This window comes from Duganella margarita (assembly GCF_009857535.1).
Taxonomy (GTDB): domain Bacteria; phylum Pseudomonadota; class Gammaproteobacteria; order Burkholderiales; family Burkholderiaceae_D; genus Rugamonas; species Rugamonas margarita.
Genome location: NZ_WWCS01000001.1, coordinates 153,131 through 169,011, shown reverse-complemented (window position 1 = coordinate 169,011; position 15,881 = coordinate 153,131). Strand labels below are relative to the sequence as shown.

The following is a 15,881-nucleotide window of genomic DNA, read 5'->3' as shown; positions in this document are numbered from 1 at the left end:
AGAGACGCCATGAAGATAGTTCCCCTGCTTGCCCTGACTGCGCTGGTCGCCGGTTGCGCCACTGTGCCGCCACCGGGTCCTCGCCTGGACCATACGCTGACAGCGCGCGCGCAGAGCGACCGTATCAAGTACATCATCGTCCACTACACGGTGAGCGACACGCCGCGTTCGATCAAGACGCTGACCACGGCCGACGTCAGCGCGCACTATCTGCTGACCGATACCGATCCGCCGTTCTTCTACACCTTGGTGGATGAATCGCGCCAGGCCAACCACGCGGGCTACAGCAGCTGGAAGATCTACAACCAGCTCAACTCCGCCTCGATCGGCATCGAGATTGTGAATCCGGGCTTCAAGGAGACGCCGGAGGGCCGCGTTTACGCGCCGTTCAAGCAGTCCCAGATCGATCAGCTGATTTTGCTGTTGAAGGACATCGTCAAACGCCACAACATCGCGCCGGGGAATATCCTCGGCCACAACGATATCGCGCCGCAGCGCAAGCAGGACCCGGGGCCGCTGTTCCCGTGGAAGCAGCTGGCCGATGCCGGCCTGATTCCGTGGCCGGAAGCCAGCCGCGTGGCGGCGCGCCTGCCGGGCTTCCAGGAGCAGTTGCCGGAAGTAGCCTGGTTCCAGCGCAAGCTGGCCGACCATGGCTACGCCGTGCCGCAGACCGGTGAACTGGATCAGGCCACACGCAATGTCATTTCGGTATTCCAGACCAAATACCGCCCGGCGCTGTATGACGGCACGCCCGACGCGGAAACCGCCGCCATTCTCGATGTGGTGACCAGCCCTGTGCCGGCGTTACCGGTCCCCGCGCTCACTCAGGAAATATCTGTAGAGCCGCATTAACGCGCGGCCACTGTCATAGTAATCAGCCGATGTGCTTAACTGATTCGATAATTTGCGCATACAGCCGAGCGGTGTCGGCTTGCGTGGTAGCGGCCCTGATGTGAGACAGGTCGTAGATCACGGCGGAAGGCTTATGCACCTTGTGGTCAGGCGCTATGACAGGATTAAAATTAAAACTGAGCTGTTCCGGGGGCAGGTGGTGATCCGTCATTTTGTGGCCCCCTTTCCGGGAGTAGATGCTTTTCGAGCAAGGATTTTACGACAAGTCCCTCCAACGCAGGAAGTGCTTCCATGCTTTTTTCAAGCCGTGGAGAGGACTCCTTTAATGACATTGTAATCAGTTTTCCATTTTTTTTGCGCGAATTTTGAGGCACCCGGAACAGTGATAAATATTGAGATGGCGCAACGCCGTCGTATGCGAGAATACGAACTTTATCCTTATCAATTTCGTGTTCGGAAATGGCGTCGCCATGGAGTTTGATGGCGAGGCTTTTGCGATATGGCTCTATGTAATAGACCTCGCTTATCCCGGCTGCGACAATGTGCCGGGCGCAAGAGTGACAGGGATAGGTCGTCACAAACAGCTTGCCGCCGTCAATCCGCATGCCGGAAGTTTTACCCGCGTTTAAGATGGCGTGCATTTCCGCATGGATCGCTCGGGAAAATTCAATCAAGCCCTTGAGTTTGCTGGCGCCGCGTAAGATTTCTTTTGCGCGTGGCAGATTCTGGGGCTCAATCACCTCGGCCAAAGCCTCTACCATTTCCTGTGCCAGCTTGTCTTTTTCGGCATCGTTGAAGCACTTTCCTCCGCTGATATTCCAGCAACGATGATCATGTTCTCCACGCCCGTACAGGCCACCTCCTGTGGCGGGAACATCGTTCCAGCCGATGCTCAAAATATCGCCGTCTCGGTCCGTGACAGCGGCGCCGACCTGCCGTGACAAGCATGCCGAGTTGGCGCTGGCCATTGCGGCTGAGTACATTGCGGTTTCCGCAAAGGTCGGGGTGATGACTTTGGTGCCGAGTACAAGATGCAGAAACCTCTCGACGCGCCGTTTTAATTCTGAATCAGTGCCATCGCCAGTGCGCAGAAAAAAGTCGCAGTTAGGGAAGGTTTCGCTGACCGTTTGTCCCGCCTCAGACTCCTCGCCCGAGTCACGATCTACCAATGAATAAATCTGGGCAGTAGTTAGTCCTAAATCCTTTAAGTTGGCCTCTCTGGTCTGCAAGGGAGCGAAGACACCAACAACGTACAGCATGTCTCGGTACACCAGCCGAAGTAGTTCAAGTTCTTCTTCATTCTTGATGGAGTCGATAATGTGTACTACGCGGCGTGGTGCGTATCTGGCACTTTGCGAGACTGTTTTATGCTGCTCGCGATCTAGTCGGATTCTGTGTATGGCCAATTCTGCCAGGACGCCGTTACCGTACTTTTCCCGGAGTTTGTTGCCCGCTTCTATGAGTGCGTTAATTCTTGCAAAGTTGTGCTGTAATGGGATCGCTGTATCTATAGCGGACGCGTGTTCTACGATGAAATCGCTCAGTCGCAAATAAGTACAGTCGGTATAGCCGAATGAATCCAGCAGCATCGTTCGGATCGCATCGCCGACACTATGCAAAGGCGATCCGATTGGCCCACATAAGGCGATGACCAGCTCCTCCGTATGGGTGGAGCTAATCATGTCGGTCGTGCTGGCATTGCTTGCCAATGCTGCGGTGCCTGCTTTTATACTTTTTAGCGCAGAGGTTGCCATTCGAATCCTTTGTTGAAAGTATCCGGATGCTTCAGAACATTGAAGATTATTGTCTTAGAGATTTTTTCAATGCAACTACCTTGGTTCGAAAAAGCATGTCTGGTTGATAAATATCACCGCTGCTGTTGTATCAGCGCCCAGATTCCAGCTGCGACAGGATCGCGTAAGCGGCCTTGACGCGCTCGGCGATCGGATAATTCTTGTTCGCCAAAATGACGATGCCGATCTTCTTCGACGGCACAAAGGCGACGTAGGCGCCGAAGCCGTTGGTGGCGCCGGTCTTGTTGTACCAGGCATTGTCGGATGGTGGCTTGGGTGGCGTCAGCAGCGTGGCCGGATTGGCTTCGCGGCTCATCTTGCTGGAGTTGCCGTCCTGTAGCGTGTCCAGCGACACCGGCATCGCATAGCGCTCCCACCCCAGTCCCTGCACCATGCCGCCGATGCGGTAGTAGCCCACATGCGTGCCTTCGATGGCGCTGCGCAGCGTGGCGTCGAGGTGACTCGGATCGATATTCGCCTGCACGTAGCGGATCAGGTCCGAGGTGCTGGAGCGCACGCCGTAGGTGTGGGCCGAAAACAGCTCCTGCCCCATGCGTATCGGCTTGTTGTCCTGGTTGTAGCCCCAGGCGTAATTGGTCATCGCGCTGTGTGGTATGCGGATGAAGGTGTTATCCATGCCCAGTTTGGGCAGGATTTGCTTTTCCAGAACGTCGGCCGGATCGGCTTTCAGCGACAGGCCGGCCAGGTGGCCGAACATGCCGAGGCTGGGATTTGAATAAACGCGCACCTGGCCCGGCGCGGCGCTCGGCTTGAAGTGGCCGAAGTAAGCCAGCATGCCTTGCTCGTCGTCGCTCACGTCATCCGGAAACTGCTGCGGCAGGCCGCCGGCGGTGTACGTGCCGAAGTTGAGCACCGTGGCTTTGTCGAGCGGCGCGCCTTTCAGCTTGGGCACGTAGTGGCTTGGATGATCGCCCAGCGACAGCTTGCCCTGCACCAGCGCATACGACGCCATGGTGGCGGTGAAGGTCTTGCTGACCGAGCCCAGTTCGAACAACGTGTGTTCGCTGACCGGTGCGCCGCTCTCCTTGGACGCCACGCCGTAGCTGAAGAACGCCGGCTTGCCGTCGACGGTGACAGCGACGGCGATGCCCGGCACGTCATACGTTTTCATGATCGGTTTGATGGCCTGATCGACCACGGTTTGCAGGTCGGCAGCGCCGGCGACGGGTATGCAGCAGCCTGCTGCGATGGCAAATGCCATGCGGCTCAGTGTAGACAAGATGTCTCCTTGGATGGGTGGTGGGTTAAAGCGTGTCGAGCTGGGTGGCGACGTTGCGCAGGAAGGCGTCGCGGATGCGCGGGCCGGCGAAGACGTCCTGTCGGTGGTCCAGCGTCATGTTGGCGAAGACGATGGTGCGGCTACCCTTGGTGGCCCAGCCGACGTACCAGCCGTACTGGCGGTCGTCGTCGCTGTTGATCAGAGGCGGCGAGCCGGTGCCGGTTTTGCCGTAGATGGTCCAGCCGTTGGCCAGCGTTTGCGGGTGCAGGATGCGGGATGTCATGTCGTAGGCTTTGGCGGAAATCGGCAACTGGCGGTTGACGATTTTGCGCAGGAAGGCGACCTGCTCGTCGGGCGAAATCGCCAGCGAGGATTCCACCCACGACTGGGTCAGGCCATTGTGCTTGCCGGCGTCGCCGGAGACGTCCTGGTTGCCGTAGCCGAAGGCGCTGATATAGCGTTGCAGCTTGTCTTCGCCCAGCCGCGTGGTGACCTGCTGCGCGTACCACAGGTTGGAGTATTTGATCCAGCTGGAAGGATCGGTGTCGATGCGCCAGTCGGTGTGGTCCCAGGTAGGGTAACTTGGCTGGTACTTGATGACCGGTGTGTGTTCGTCGGTCAGGATGCCGCTGTCGTAGCCCATCAGCGCGACCACGATGTTGAAGGTGGAGGCGGGCGTGGCGCGTTCACCGCACTGGCCGTCGCGGCGCAGTTGCTGGCCGGTGGCGGCGTCCACCAGCGCGGTGCAGGACAGCAGGCTGGCGCTTTGCGATGCCAGCGATGGTTGCAGCGCCAGGCTGGTCGCCAGCACGGCGGCCAGTGCGGCCAGCGTGGCGATGCGGGTCCATGGTCCTCGCAGCGCTTTGGCGGGTGTGCGTATCAGGGCGATGCGGTCGGCCAGCGTGTCCGGCGTGACGTGGCCGAAGGCGAGTGCGGTGGCGATGGGTGTTTGCTGGAGTTTCAGTTGCGCGATCAGCGCGGCGGCGTAGGCTTTGCGTTGCGCTTGCGGACGGCCTTGCAGCACGTCGCGGTCGCAGCCCAGTTCCTGTGCCCACGACAGCTGGTTGCGCAGCAGGCGCATGAAGGGATTAAACCAGAGCAGTGTTTGCAGCAGGATGCCAGCGCTGGCCCATTGCAGGTCGTGGCGGCGCCAGTGCGTCAGTTCGTGTTCGACGATCATCTGGCGCTGGTCTTCATCAAAGCCGCGCAGGTGCAGCGGCAGTAGCAGGCGTGGACGCAGCAGGCCGAATAGCATCGGCGAGATCGGCGCGTCGATTTCGATGGTGTGGACCGGCGCGGCGTTGGTGCGGTTGCCGGCGGCTGCCAGCGCGTCCAGCGTGCGGCGGGTGCGCAGCAACTGGATCAGCGTGTAGCTCAAGCCTAGTGCGTACAGCAGCAGCCAGCCCTGGGCTGTGCAGGCGAGGATGGTTTGCGGCGTGATGGCGGCATGCGCGTCTTCAATGGCGGCGGTTGCAGCGGCGGGGCTGGCGTCGGCGTGCGCGGTTGGTGCTGGCGTGGCGTAGTTTTCGATATCGATCGGCGGCAGCATGCGCAGGCGTTCGCTTTGCGGCAACAGGATCAGCAGGAAGGCCGCAGCGACGGTGCATTGGCCCAGCAGCCACACGGAACGCTGCGCGGCGATGGCGGGCAGCCAGCGGCGGCACAAGGTCGTCACCGCCCACACGCCCAGACCGGCGGCCACGCAGCCGGCGCTGGCCAGCGCAAAGCGCAGGGCTAGCGGCTCAAGGCCGGTAAAGATAGCGAAGATAGACACGAACGACTCCATGTGCGACTGTTGCCATCATTATGCGACAGTTGTCGCAATGAGGTCAAGCTGCATCGCCAACTGCGCCCTGCCGCCCGCCGCGCCGCTCGCCCGCGCGGCGGCAGAAGGGGCGGCGGGTGGTCTGGTGTTTTAGCGGTCGACGGTGGCCATGCGCTCATCGTTATAGCGCAGGCCGGCGATGTGTTCCAGCGCGCTTTCCAGCGTGGCGATTTCGGCGGCGCTGAGCACCACCTCGGCAGCGGCGGCGTTCTGCTCCAGGTTGGCGCGCCGGCGCGTGCCCGGAATCGGCACGATATCGTCCCCCTGTTGCAGCACCCAGGCCAGCGCCACCTGTCCCGGCGCCAGACCGCGCGCGGCGGCCAGTTCGCGCACCGTCTGCGCCGCCTGCATATTGGCGTCAAAGTTGGCGCCCTGCATGCGCGGGTCCTGATGGCGGAAATCGGTCGGCGGATATTCCTCCGCCCGCTTGGCGGTGCCGGCCAGGAAGCCGCGTCCCAGCGGGCTGAACGGCACCAGGCCGATGCCCAGCTCACGCAGCACCGGAATGATGTCCGCCTCCAGATTGCGCTCCCACAGCGAATACTCGCTTTGCAGCGCGCTGATCGGATGCACCGCATGGGCGCGGCGGATATTCGCCACGCCGGCTTCGGACAGGCCCAGATAGCGCACCTTGCCCTCCTTTACCAGTTCACCCATGACGCCGACCACGTCCTCAATCGGCACCTTGGGATCGATGCGGTGCTGGTACAGCAGATCGATGTAATCGGTGCCCAGCCGGCGCAGCGAGCCTTCAACCGCCACGCGGATATGCGCCGGCTCGCTGGTGACGGCATTGCGCACGCCGTCACGGATATCGAAGCCGAACTTGGTCGCCAGGATCACCTCGCTGCGCCGGCCCTGGAACGCGCGGCCCAGCAACTCTTCATTGTGATACGGTCCGTACACCTCGGCGGTATCGAAGAAATTAATCCCCAGCTCAATCGCCCGGTGCAGCGTGGCGATCGACTCGCCCTCATCCGCCGCTCCATACACATTGCTCATGCCCATGCAGCCCAGCCCCTCGGCCGAGACGGTTAATCCTTGCTTGCCTAACTGACGTTGTTTCATGCAGTGCTCCTGATTAGTTGCCGGAACGGGCGACCCAGTCGACCAGTTCGTCCAGCACGGCGCGGCCGGCGCCGTTGGCGACGTGGGCGTCGTTGAGGATGGCGACCACGATGCAGGGCTGGTTGTTAGCGTCCTGCACGTAGCCGGCGATGGCGATCATGCCGGTCAGGCTACCAGTTTTCAGGCGCGCGCGCTGCGCAGCCGGGCTTTCCTTCAGGCGGCGGCGCATGGTGCCGTCGGTTCCGGCGACCGGCAGGCTGGCGAGGAATTCCGGCATCCACAGGCTTTTCAGGCCCGCTTGCAGCAGGGCCGCCAGTTGCGCCGGGGTGGCGCGTTCGCTGCGCGACAGGCCGGAGCCGTTGTCGAGGATCAGGCCGTTGCCGTCGATGTTGTGCTGCTGCAGCCAGGCGCGGATCGCGGTTTCGGCGCGCATCGGCGTGCTGGCGCCGCCGGCGTCCGGTGGCAGCGGTTTGCTGCCCAGTTGCGGATCGGCTTCCAGGCTGCCCAGGCTGAGGAAGATGGTGCGGGCCAGTGTGTTGTCGGATTGCTTGTTGGTGTCGCGGACGATTTCCGGCAACGCGCGGGAGACGTGTTCGGCCAGCAGACGGGTAGTGGTCGCCGGCGCGGGTGCAGCATCGGCCGGTGCAGCCGGGATGGCCGCTTCGCGCACTTCGCCGCTCAATGAGCCGCCCAGCTTGCTCCATTCGGCCAGCAGCAGCCGCGCCAGGAAGTCCTGGCTGTCCAGCACGTTGATGCTGGTGGATTTGGTGCAGTCTTTCGGGAAGCTGCCGTGCAGCACGACTTCGATGCGGTCGCCCTTGCGCGAATAGTCCGGCGTGCGCCAGCCGTTTTCCCAGCTTCCGCAAGCGGTGTCGGTCAGTTTCATTTCCGAGCGGATGCTGACTTTGTCCATTTCCGGCAGCATCACCAGCGACAGTTTGTTCCCGGTGGAACGCATTTCCACTTTCAGCAGGTTGGTGTTGATCAGCGCCGCGTTGGGGATGACGTTGTAGTAGGCCCACGGATATTCGTCAAACGGCGGCTGCCCCACATCCGGCCGCGACGGCGTGAAGAGCAGGCGGTCGACGATGATGTCACCCTTGATGCGGCGGATGCCCTGGTTGCGCAGCGCTTGCAGCATGTGGCCCAGCACGTCCTCGTTGAAGTCGGCATCGGCGCCGCCGCGCAGGATCAGGTCGCCTTGCAGGACGCCGTTGACGACGTCGGCGCTACTGCGGAATTCGGTGCGGCCGCGAAATACCGGTCCCAGCTGCTCCAGCGCCGTCAGCGTGGTGAACAGCTTCATGGTCGAGCCGGGTTGCATGCTTTGCTGCGGATTGTGCGACACCAGCACGGTATCACCGCGCAGGACGATGATGCCGGCCGCTTCGGGCGGAATATTCGACGACTGCATCAGCCGCGCCACCGGCTCCGGCAGATCGGCAGCGTGGGCAGCGCCGGCGGCGATCAGCGCGGCAGCAACGAGACGACGTAACAATTTAGTGGAAGAAGACATAGGAAATCGCAATCGCAGCAAGCACGCCGGCGAAGTCGGCGATCAGGCCGCAGGAGATCGCGTAGCGCGTCTTGCGGATGCCGACCGAGCCGAAATACAGCGCGACGATGTAGAAAGTGGTGTCGGCCGAGCCCTGGAACACGCAGGCCAGCCGGCCGACAAAGGAATCGACGCCATAGGTTTGCATGGTGTCGATCATCATGGCCTTGGCGGCGCTGCCGCTCAGCGGCTTCATCAGCGCAGTCGGCAGTGCCGAGACGAAATCGGTGTTGACGCCAAGATGACTGAACAGCCAGCTGAAGCCCTGCACCACAAAGCCCAGCAGGCCGGCGTTGCGGATCACGCTGATCGCCACCAGCATGCCGACCAGATACGGAATCACGGTCAGCGAAGTCTGGATGCCGCCCTTGGCGCCTTCGATAAACGCCTCGTACACGTTGACCTTCTTGCGCAGCGCGCCGATGATGAAGCCGCCGATCACGGCCATCAGCACGAAGTTGCTGAAAACTTTGGAGAAGGTTTCAATCTCCGGCTTGGTCAAATAGTTGGTGAAGTACCAGACCAGCCCGACGATGAAGGCGGTGATCCCGCCCAGCCAGCCCACCACCACGCGGTTGAACAGATTAATGCGCTGGCGGATGGACACGGCGATGATGCCGGTCATGGTCGCCACATAGGTCGCCACCATGCACGGAATGAAGATGTCGGACGGATCGGCCGCGCCGAGGATGGAGCGCTGCGCCATGATGGCCAGCGGAATCAGGGTCAGGCCCGAGGTGTGCAGCACCAGGAACATGATTTGCGCATCGGTCGGCTCGTCCTTGTTGGGATTGAGCGTTTGCAGGCTTTCCATCGCCTTCAGGCCGAACGGGGTGGCGGCGTTGTCCAGGCCCAGCAGATTGGCCGAGAAATTCATCACCATGTGGCCGGTGGCCGGGTGGTTGGACGGCACGCCGGGGAAGATGCGCGAGAAGAACGGCGCGATCAGTTTGGCCAGCAGGTCGATGGCGCCGGCTTTTTCGCCGATGTTCATGATGCCCAGCCACAGCGTCATCACGCCAGCCAGCGGCAGGGCGATGTCCATTACGCCGGTGCGGGCCGAGTCGAAGGTGCCGTCGATGATGCGCTTGAAGATTTCCGTGTCGCCCAGGAACAGGAACTGCGCCAACGCGGCCAGAAATCCCACCAGGAAGAAGCCAGACCAGATGTAGTTGAGCGACATTTTTCGTGTATGCAGTGGGCAATTTGCAAAGTATAGCGGGTAAGCAAGCCCAAAAAGTTATAAGCTGCCGCTTTACCGTGCGAGGAATCATGGGAAGGATGCTGAAAACTTGGGCAGCCGCTGTGCTGGCGCTGGCCGTCGCCGCCGTCACCGCCGTCGCTCCGGCGAACGCCGGAGCCCATGCTGGGCAAAAAGTCCTGCACGCTTTCCTCAGCACCGGCGAAACCGCGCTCGACCCGGCGGTCGCCTCCGACGTCGCCAGCCTCAGCCTGCTGGAAAACCTGTTCGACCCGCTGCTGCGCTACGATTACCTGGCCCGCCCGGTCAAGCTGATCCCCAATACGGCCGCCGCCATGCCGGAGCTGAGCGACGGCGGCAAGACCTACACTTTCCATCTGCGCCAGGACGTGTATTTCACGCCGGACGCTGCTTTTCACGGCGTGCACCGGCAGGCCACCGCCGACGACTACGTCTACAGCCTCAAGCGCCTGCACGATCCGGCGCTGAAATCGCCGTGGCTGTATCTGTTCGACGGCGTGGCTGGCATCGAGGCGGTGGACAAGTTCACGCTGCGCATCCGCCTGAAAGCGCCCGATCCCAATTTCCTGTTCTACCTGGCGATGCCGGCCACGTCGGTGGTGGCGCGCGAAGTGGTGCAGGCTTACGGCGCGCAAGCCGGCAACCATCCGATCGGCACCGGCCCGTTCAAGATCGGCAGCTGGCAGCGCAGCGACCAGATCGTGCTGCTGGCCAACCGCGATTTCCGGCCGACCGAATTCCAGGGCCAGCGCCTGCCCATCCTCGACCGCATCGAGATCAAGATCGTCGAGGAATACCAGTCGCGCGTGCTGGGCTTCCTGAATGGCGAATTCGATTTCCTGGAGCAGGTGCCGGAGTCGATGAAGGAAATGGTGCTGACCGCCGACAACCACTTGCAGCCCGAGCTGGCGCGCAAGGGCATCGTGCTGGCGCCGTTTCCAGTGCTGCAGACGTATTACATGTGGATGAACATGGACGATCCGTTGATCGGCGGCTACAGCAAAAAGAAACTGGCGCTGCGGCGCGCCATCGCGCTCGGCTACAACAGCGCTGAGGACATTGCGCAGATGAAAAAAGGCCTGGCGCTGCCGGCCGTCACGCCGCTGCCGCCCAACGTACTCGGCAACGATCCCAACTACCGTAGCCCGGTCGCCTACGATCCCGCGCTGGCCAACGCGCTGCTGGACCGCTACGGCTACCGCAAGGGCAAGAATGGCTACCGCGCGCAGCCGGACGGCAAACCACTGACGCTGGTGATGCACAGCGAAGCCTCCACCGTCGGCCGCCTGCGCGACGAGCTGTGGCGCAAGAACCTCAACGCCATCGGCCTCAACGTCACCTTCAAGAGCGACAAGAAAACCGAAATCATCAAGGCTTCGCGCCTTGGTTCGGTGATGATGTTTGAGACCAACTGGGTAGCCGACTTCCCCGATGGCGATAATTTCTATCAGCTGCTGTACGGCCCCAACGCAGGCCGCGCCAACTACGCGCGCTTCAACCTGCCTGCCTACAATCAACGTTACGAGCAAGCCCGCTTGCTGGGAGAATCGCCGCAACGCACCGCGCTGTATGATGAACTGGCGCAACTCATCCATGCCTACACGCCGTGGGTGCTGCTGACCCATCCCATCTCTGCCGACCTGCAACAGCCGTGGCTGAAAAATTACCGGCGCCACCCGGTGGAGTTCACCAACTGGCGCTATCTGGACGTCGCCGCACATACCGCGCACTGAACCGTGCCTACAATGACAAGATGAACTTACTCAACCGCCGGGCGCTGGCCTATGTGGCCGGTCATCCCATGGATTTCACGCTGCAATGCCTGAAGGGCTTCCGCGCCAACCAAGGCCTGCTGCTGGCGGGTGCGGTCGCGTATTACTCGCTGCTGTCGATCCTGCCGCTGCTGATGCTGGCGGTGGTGGCGCTGTCGCACATTATTGCGCAGGATGAGCTGCTGGCGGCCGTCGGCCGCTATCTGAACTGGCTGGTGCCGGGGCAGTCGCAACCCATTGTGGCCGAGGTGGCGCATTTCCTCGAACATCGCGACCTGGTCGGCGGTGTGCTGGTGATCACCATGCTGTTCTTCAGTTCGCTGGCTTTCACGGTGCTGGAAAACGCCATGTGCGTGATCTTCAAGCACCGGGTGGAAATCCGGCGGCGGCATTTCCTGATTTCGGCGGTCATGCCTTACTGCTACATCCTGTCGCTGGGCGTCGGCATGCTGCTGGTGACGCTGGTGGCCGGCAGCTTGCAGGTGATGGGCGAGGAAAGCGTGCAGCTGTTCGGCTACAGCTGGTCGCTGAATGGCGTGTCGGGCGTGCTGCTGTATCTGCTAGGACTGGCTGGCGAAGTGCTGGTGCTGTCGTCGATCTACCTGGTGATGCCGGTGGGCAGGCTGTCGCTGTCGCATGCGCTGATCGGCGGCGTGACGGCGGCGCTGCTGTGGGAAATCGCCCGGCGCATCCTGGTGTGGTATTTCTCCACGCTGTCGCAGGTGAATGTGGTGTACGGCTCGATGACCACTGCCATCATTGTCATGTTCAGCCTGGAGATCGGCGCCACCCTCCTGCTGTTCGGCGCGCAGGTGATTTCCGAGTTTGAACGTGCTGGCCGCGAAGCGCCGCAGCCGGCGCCCAAGCCGCTGGTCACCGAAACGATTTCAAAATAAATTTGTGCGTCGCACAAAAACTGTGGTACACTTTGTTTGTGGTTGAGGTTTGCCCTGCAAACAGTCCCACATCCGGCCGATGCGCCGCGCCCAGAGTTGTGTAAGTTCGATGGCGCAGGTGACGCAGACGCTGGAGTTGTAATCCCGAAGACATTAGTCGATTTACACGTTGGGGGCACCACGCAGATAGCATGGGCGCCCGAGACGCCGACTCACTTGGCAGATAGCCCTGGAGCCCGGTACGATTGAAGCATAGGTAATACATTGGAACGAAGCCTGCAGCGATGTGGGCTTTTTTTTCGTCCGCATTTTCGTGCCCTTTGCGATGCCCCAAACGCGGCTGACGGTGTCGGCCTATTCTGGAGTGCTGATGGGAGGAGCACGATGGAATTCGCTTTTACGCTCAGATACCGGCTGGCCAACCACGGCTATGACTACGACCAGCTGTCGGCGCAACTGGCCGCCGGCGGCTGCGAGGATGCGCTGGTGAGCTTCAACCGCGCCGGCAACCTGGTGCTGGACTTCCGCCGTCCCGCCGACAGCGCCGCCGCCGCCCTCGCCACTGCGATTGCCGACGTGCAGCGCGCACTGCCCGCCTCCGAACTGATCGATATCCGCTCCGGCTTCGTGTCCAATTAATTTTGCGATTCATTTCGATATTATTTGAAATGTGGAATTATATGCGCTAGCATAGGCCGCATGGATACCAAACAAACCCTGGCCGCGCTGGCGGCCCTGGCGCAAGAGAGCCGCCTGGCCGTGTTTCGCCTGCTGGTGCAGACCGGGCCGGCTGGCCTGGCCGCCAGCAAAATCGGCGAGCAACTGGCGATTGCGCCATCTTCCCTGTCGTTTCACCTGAAAGAGCTGGCGCATGCCGGCCTGATCTCATCGCGCCAGGACGGGCGCTTTGTGATCTACGCGGCCGATACCGGCGCCATGAATGAACTGATCGGATTTTTAACTGAAAACTGCTGCGGTGGCAGCTCCTGCTAACGATGAATATACTTTTCCTGTGTACCGGTAACTCCTGCCGCTCCTTGTTGAGCGAGGCGATCTTCAACCATCTGGCGCCCGAGGGCTGGCGAGCGCTCAGCGCCGGCAGCCAGCCGACCGGCCAGCTGAATCCGCGCGCGGTGGCGCTGTTGCAGCGCAAAGGCATCTCCACCGAAGGCTATTACAGCAAATCGTGGGATGCGCTGCCGGTGACGCCGGATGCGGTGCTCACGGTGTGCGGCAGCGCGGCCGGCGAGACTTGTCCGGCGTATCTGGGACCGGTGCTGCGCGCGCATTGGGGCGTGGACGATCCGAGCCATCTGGTGGGCAGCGATGAAGAAATCGAGGCGGCCTTCGAGCAGACCTACCGCATCATCCGCGCGCGCATTGAGGCGTTTCTGGCTGCGCCGACGTTGTCGCAAGCGGCGCTGGACCGCATCGGCACGCTCGGTGCGGCATGCTGACCGCGATCCTGATTTTCGTCGCCACGCTGGTGCTGGTGATCTGGCAGCCGCGCGGGCTGGGTATCGGCTGGAGCGCTTCGCTGGGGGCATTGGTGGCGCTGCTGGCGGGCGTGATCCACGTCAGCGACATTCCGGTGGTGTGGCACATCATCTGGAACGCCACCGCCACCTTTGTGGCCATCATCATCACCAGCCTGTTGCTGGACAAGGCCGGCTTCTTCGAGTGGGCGGCGCTGCACGTGGCGCGCTGGGGCGGCGGCAGTGGCAAGCGGCTGTTCGTCATGCTGGTGCTGCTGGGCGCCGCCGTCTCCGGGCTGTTTGCCAATGACGGCGCGGCGCTGATCCTGACGCCGATCGTGATCGCCATCCTGCTGGAGCTGCGCTTTTCGGCCAAGGCCACGCTGGCGTTTGTGATGGCGGCCGGCTTCATCGCCGACACGGCCAGCCTGCCGCTGGTGGTGTCGAACCTGGTCAACATCGTCTCCGCCGATTATTTCCACATCAGCTTCGCGCGCTACGCGGCCGTGATGGTGCCGGTGAACTTCGTCGCGGTGGCGGCCACGCTGGCGGCGCTGATGTGGTTCTTCCGCCGCGATATCCCGGTCGATTACGATGTGAAGCAGATCAAGGACCCGGCGCTGGCAATTCACGACCGCGCCACCTTCATCGCCGGCTGGTGGGTATTGGGCCTGTTGCTGATTGGTTTCTTCGTCATCGAGCCGATGGGCGTGCCGATCAGCGTGGTGGCGGCGGTGGGATCGGCGGTGCTGCTGGTGGTGGCGTCGCGCGGCCATCGCATCTCCACGCGCGAGGTGCTGCTGCATGCGCCGTGGCAGATCGTGATCTTCTCGCTGGGGATGTACCTGGTGGTGTACGGCTTGCGCAATGCCGGGCTGACGGCCTATCTGACAACGGCGCTGGACTGGTGCGGCCGGCATGGCGTGTGGGGCGCGGCGCTGGGCACCGGCTTCCTGACGGCCATTTTGTCATCTATTATGAACAACCTGCCGACGGTGCTGATCGGCGCCTTGTCGGTGGATGCGTCGTCGGCGCAGGGCGTGGTGCGCGAGGCGATGATTTATGCGAACGTGATCGGCAGCGATCTCGGTCCGAAGATTACGCCGATCGGCAGCCTGGCCACGCTGCTTTGGCTGCATGTGCTGGCCAACAAGGGCACGCGCATCACGTGGGGCTACTACTTCCGCGTCGGCGCGTGTCTGACCTTGCCGGTGTTGTTTGTCACCCTGGCGGCATTGGCCGTCCGTCTGGAGATGTTTTGAAACCTAAAAAGTGGATTGCCGTTGTCCTGAGTATCCTGGCCGCGCCGCTGGCGTTCCTGTATGTCGGCGCACCGCGCTGGGCGTTGCTCAGTTTTGTGGCGGGGCTGGTGGTGGGCACCGCCGGCTTCCTGGTGCCCGGTCATCAGTCGCCGCTGTTGTTTGGCCTGATTTCGGTGGCGTTGACGGTGCTGTGGATCTGGCGCGCCTACCGCTTTGCTGGCGAGCGCACATTTGATGAACAGCGGTCATGGCATTCGCGCTGGTATGGGCTGGTTGGCGTGGCGGTGGCGGCATCCATCGTCATGGTGTCGCTGCGCGTATTTTTGTATGAGCCGTTCAAGATCCCTTCCTCGGCGATGATTCCGGCGCTGCCGGTCGGCGCCAATGTGATGGTGCAGAAGTGGGGCTTCGGCTATTACGGCAGCATGGGACACCGGCTCGGTCATGGCGCGATTTCGGCGCAGCTGGAGCGTGGCGATATCCTTGTATTCGATTTTCCGGTCGATCCGAGCCAGTCCTACATCAAGCGCGTGGTCGGTCTGCCCGGCGACAAAATCGTCTACCGCGACAAGCATGTGCTGGTGAATGGCGTGGATGGCCGCGGCCAGGAACTGAAGGACTATCTGGACGACGAGCGGCTAATGTATCTGAAGCGCTATCGCGAGAAATTCGGCCGGCAAGAGCATGACATTCTTTTGCGCGAACAGGCGCCGGCGCGGATGCCGCGCGGCGACCTGGCGCTGCCGAAAGAATGCACGGACGATGGCGAGACGCTGAGCTGCACGGTGCCGGCAGCGAGCTATTTCGTCATGGGCGATAATCGGGATAACAGTATGGACAGCCGTTTCTGGGGCTTTGTGCCTGCCAGTGCGGTGATTGGCAAGGTGGTGTTCGTCGCTATGCCGCGCAATTAAGGAGCAG

General features: G+C 61.9%; 14 protein-coding genes and 1 pseudogene. 8 read left to right on the top strand and 7 right to left on the bottom strand.

The window, feature by feature from the left end:
* Positions 1-9 precede the first annotated feature (9 nt).
* A complete protein-coding gene (locus GTP55_RS00760) occupies positions 10-852 on the top strand; it encodes an N-acetylmuramoyl-L-alanine amidase (protein ID WP_161043100.1) in 843 nt (280 codons plus the stop codon).
* 170 nt (positions 853-1,022) lie between these two features.
* Here GTP55_RS00760 and GTP55_RS00755 read toward each other — a convergent pair whose 3' ends face one another.
* The 7 genes and pseudogenes from GTP55_RS00755 to GTP55_RS00730 form a co-directional block, all read right to left on the bottom strand.
* Positions 1,023-2,606, bottom strand: a complete 1,584-nt coding sequence (locus GTP55_RS00755) for an anti-phage dCTP deaminase (protein ID WP_229257686.1) — start codon at positions 2,604-2,606, stop codon at positions 1,023-1,025.
* A gap of 130 nt (positions 2,607-2,736) precedes the next feature.
* Complete coding sequence (gene ampC, locus GTP55_RS00750) at positions 2,737-3,867, bottom strand: class C beta-lactamase (RefSeq protein ID WP_161043394.1); 1,131 nt, start codon at positions 3,865-3,867, stop codon at positions 2,737-2,739.
* A gap of 43 nt (positions 3,868-3,910) precedes the next feature.
* Positions 3,911-4,705: a class D beta-lactamase gene (gene blaOXA / locus GTP55_RS30310; protein WP_371868276.1), complete on the bottom strand. Its 795-nt coding sequence runs from the start codon at positions 4,703-4,705 to the stop codon at positions 3,911-3,913.
* A 69-nt stretch (positions 4,706-4,774) separates the two neighbouring features.
* A pseudogene (locus tag GTP55_RS30305) lies at positions 4,775-5,671 on the bottom strand (M56 family metallopeptidase); the annotation flags it as partial.
* A gap of 129 nt (positions 5,672-5,800) precedes the next feature.
* A complete protein-coding gene (locus tag GTP55_RS00740) occupies positions 5,801-6,778 on the bottom strand; it encodes an aldo/keto reductase (protein WP_161043098.1) in 978 nt (325 codons plus the stop codon).
* Between the two features lie 13 nt (positions 6,779-6,791).
* Positions 6,792-8,294: a D-alanyl-D-alanine carboxypeptidase/D-alanyl-D-alanine endopeptidase gene (dacB, locus tag GTP55_RS00735; protein WP_229257684.1), complete on the bottom strand. Its 1,503-nt coding sequence runs from the start codon at positions 8,292-8,294 to the stop codon at positions 6,792-6,794.
* Positions 8,278-9,516 carry a spore maturation protein gene (locus GTP55_RS00730; RefSeq protein WP_110845924.1) on the bottom strand — a complete coding sequence of 413 codons (1,239 nt, stop codon included), beginning with the start codon at positions 9,514-9,516 and terminating at the stop codon, positions 8,278-8,280. The genes dacB and GTP55_RS00730 overlap by 17 nt, the downstream gene beginning before the upstream one ends.
* 98 nt (positions 9,517-9,614) lie before the next feature.
* On the opposite strand from GTP55_RS00730, the gene GTP55_RS00725 reads away from it, so the two are divergent.
* The 7 genes from GTP55_RS00725 to lepB all read left to right on the top strand — a co-directional run bounded on the left by GTP55_RS00725 (position 9,615) and on the right by lepB (position 15,874).
* Positions 9,615-11,288 carry an ABC transporter substrate-binding protein gene (locus GTP55_RS00725; RefSeq protein WP_161043097.1) on the top strand — a complete coding sequence of 558 codons (1,674 nt, stop codon included), beginning with the start codon at positions 9,615-9,617 and terminating at the stop codon, positions 11,286-11,288.
* Between the two features lie 20 nt (positions 11,289-11,308).
* Positions 11,309-12,223, top strand: a complete 915-nt coding sequence (locus GTP55_RS00720) for a YihY/virulence factor BrkB family protein (RefSeq protein WP_161043096.1) — start codon at positions 11,309-11,311, stop codon at positions 12,221-12,223.
* 384 nt (positions 12,224-12,607) lie between these two features.
* Positions 12,608-12,862, top strand: a complete 255-nt coding sequence (locus GTP55_RS00715; RefSeq protein ID WP_161043095.1) for a hypothetical protein — start codon at positions 12,608-12,610, stop codon at positions 12,860-12,862.
* A 60-nt stretch (positions 12,863-12,922) separates the two neighbouring features.
* Positions 12,923-13,216, top strand: coding sequence for an ArsR/SmtB family transcription factor (locus tag GTP55_RS00710; RefSeq protein ID WP_161043094.1), 294 nt, complete (start codon positions 12,923-12,925; stop codon positions 13,214-13,216).
* Positions 13,217-13,218: 2 nt separating this feature from the next.
* A complete protein-coding gene (locus GTP55_RS00705; RefSeq protein WP_161043093.1) occupies positions 13,219-13,680 on the top strand; it encodes an arsenate reductase ArsC in 462 nt (153 codons plus the stop codon).
* The gene (locus tag GTP55_RS00700) at positions 13,674-14,960 is read left to right on the top strand and encodes an arsenic transporter (protein ID WP_161043092.1); all 1,287 of its coding nucleotides are present in this window, start codon (positions 13,674-13,676) and stop codon (positions 14,958-14,960) included. Before GTP55_RS00705 ends, GTP55_RS00700 begins: the two co-directional genes overlap by 7 nt.
* Positions 14,957-15,874 carry a signal peptidase I gene (lepB, locus tag GTP55_RS00695; RefSeq protein ID WP_161043091.1) on the top strand — a complete coding sequence of 306 codons (918 nt, stop codon included), beginning with the start codon at positions 14,957-14,959 and terminating at the stop codon, positions 15,872-15,874. Before GTP55_RS00700 ends, lepB begins: the two co-directional genes overlap by 4 nt.
* The last annotated feature ends 7 nt before the right edge of the window (positions 15,875-15,881 follow it).

What these genes read in the sequence shown, in the direction of transcription:
- GTP55_RS00760 (WP_161043100.1), top strand. Translation starts at nt 10, where the DNA reads ATGAAGATAGTTCCCCTGCTTGCCCTGACTGCGCTGGTCGCCGGTTGC.
- GTP55_RS00755 (WP_229257686.1), bottom strand. Translation starts at nt 2,606, where the DNA reads ATGGCAACCTCTGCGCTAAAAAGTATAAAAGCAGGCACCGCAGCATTG.
- ampC (WP_161043394.1), bottom strand. Translation starts at nt 3,867, where the DNA reads ATGGCATTTGCCATCGCAGCAGGCTGCTGCATACCCGTCGCCGGCGCT.
- GTP55_RS00740 (WP_161043098.1), bottom strand. Translation starts at nt 6,778, where the DNA reads ATGAAACAACGTCAGTTAGGCAAGCAAGGATTAACCGTCTCGGCCGAG.
- dacB (WP_229257684.1), bottom strand. Translation starts at nt 8,294, where the DNA reads ATGTCTTCTTCCACTAAATTGTTACGTCGTCTCGTTGCTGCCGCGCTG.
- GTP55_RS00730 (WP_110845924.1), bottom strand. Translation starts at nt 9,516, where the DNA reads ATGTCGCTCAACTACATCTGGTCTGGCTTCTTCCTGGTGGGATTTCTG.
- GTP55_RS00725 (WP_161043097.1), top strand. Translation starts at nt 9,615, where the DNA reads ATGCTGAAAACTTGGGCAGCCGCTGTGCTGGCGCTGGCCGTCGCCGCC.
- GTP55_RS00720 (WP_161043096.1), top strand. Translation starts at nt 11,309, where the DNA reads ATGAACTTACTCAACCGCCGGGCGCTGGCCTATGTGGCCGGTCATCCC.
- GTP55_RS00715 (WP_161043095.1), top strand. Translation starts at nt 12,608, where the DNA reads ATGGAATTCGCTTTTACGCTCAGATACCGGCTGGCCAACCACGGCTAT.
- GTP55_RS00710 (WP_161043094.1), top strand. Translation starts at nt 12,923, where the DNA reads ATGGATACCAAACAAACCCTGGCCGCGCTGGCGGCCCTGGCGCAAGAG.
- GTP55_RS00705 (WP_161043093.1), top strand. Translation starts at nt 13,219, where the DNA reads ATGAATATACTTTTCCTGTGTACCGGTAACTCCTGCCGCTCCTTGTTG.
- GTP55_RS00700 (WP_161043092.1), top strand. Translation starts at nt 13,674, where the DNA reads ATGCTGACCGCGATCCTGATTTTCGTCGCCACGCTGGTGCTGGTGATC.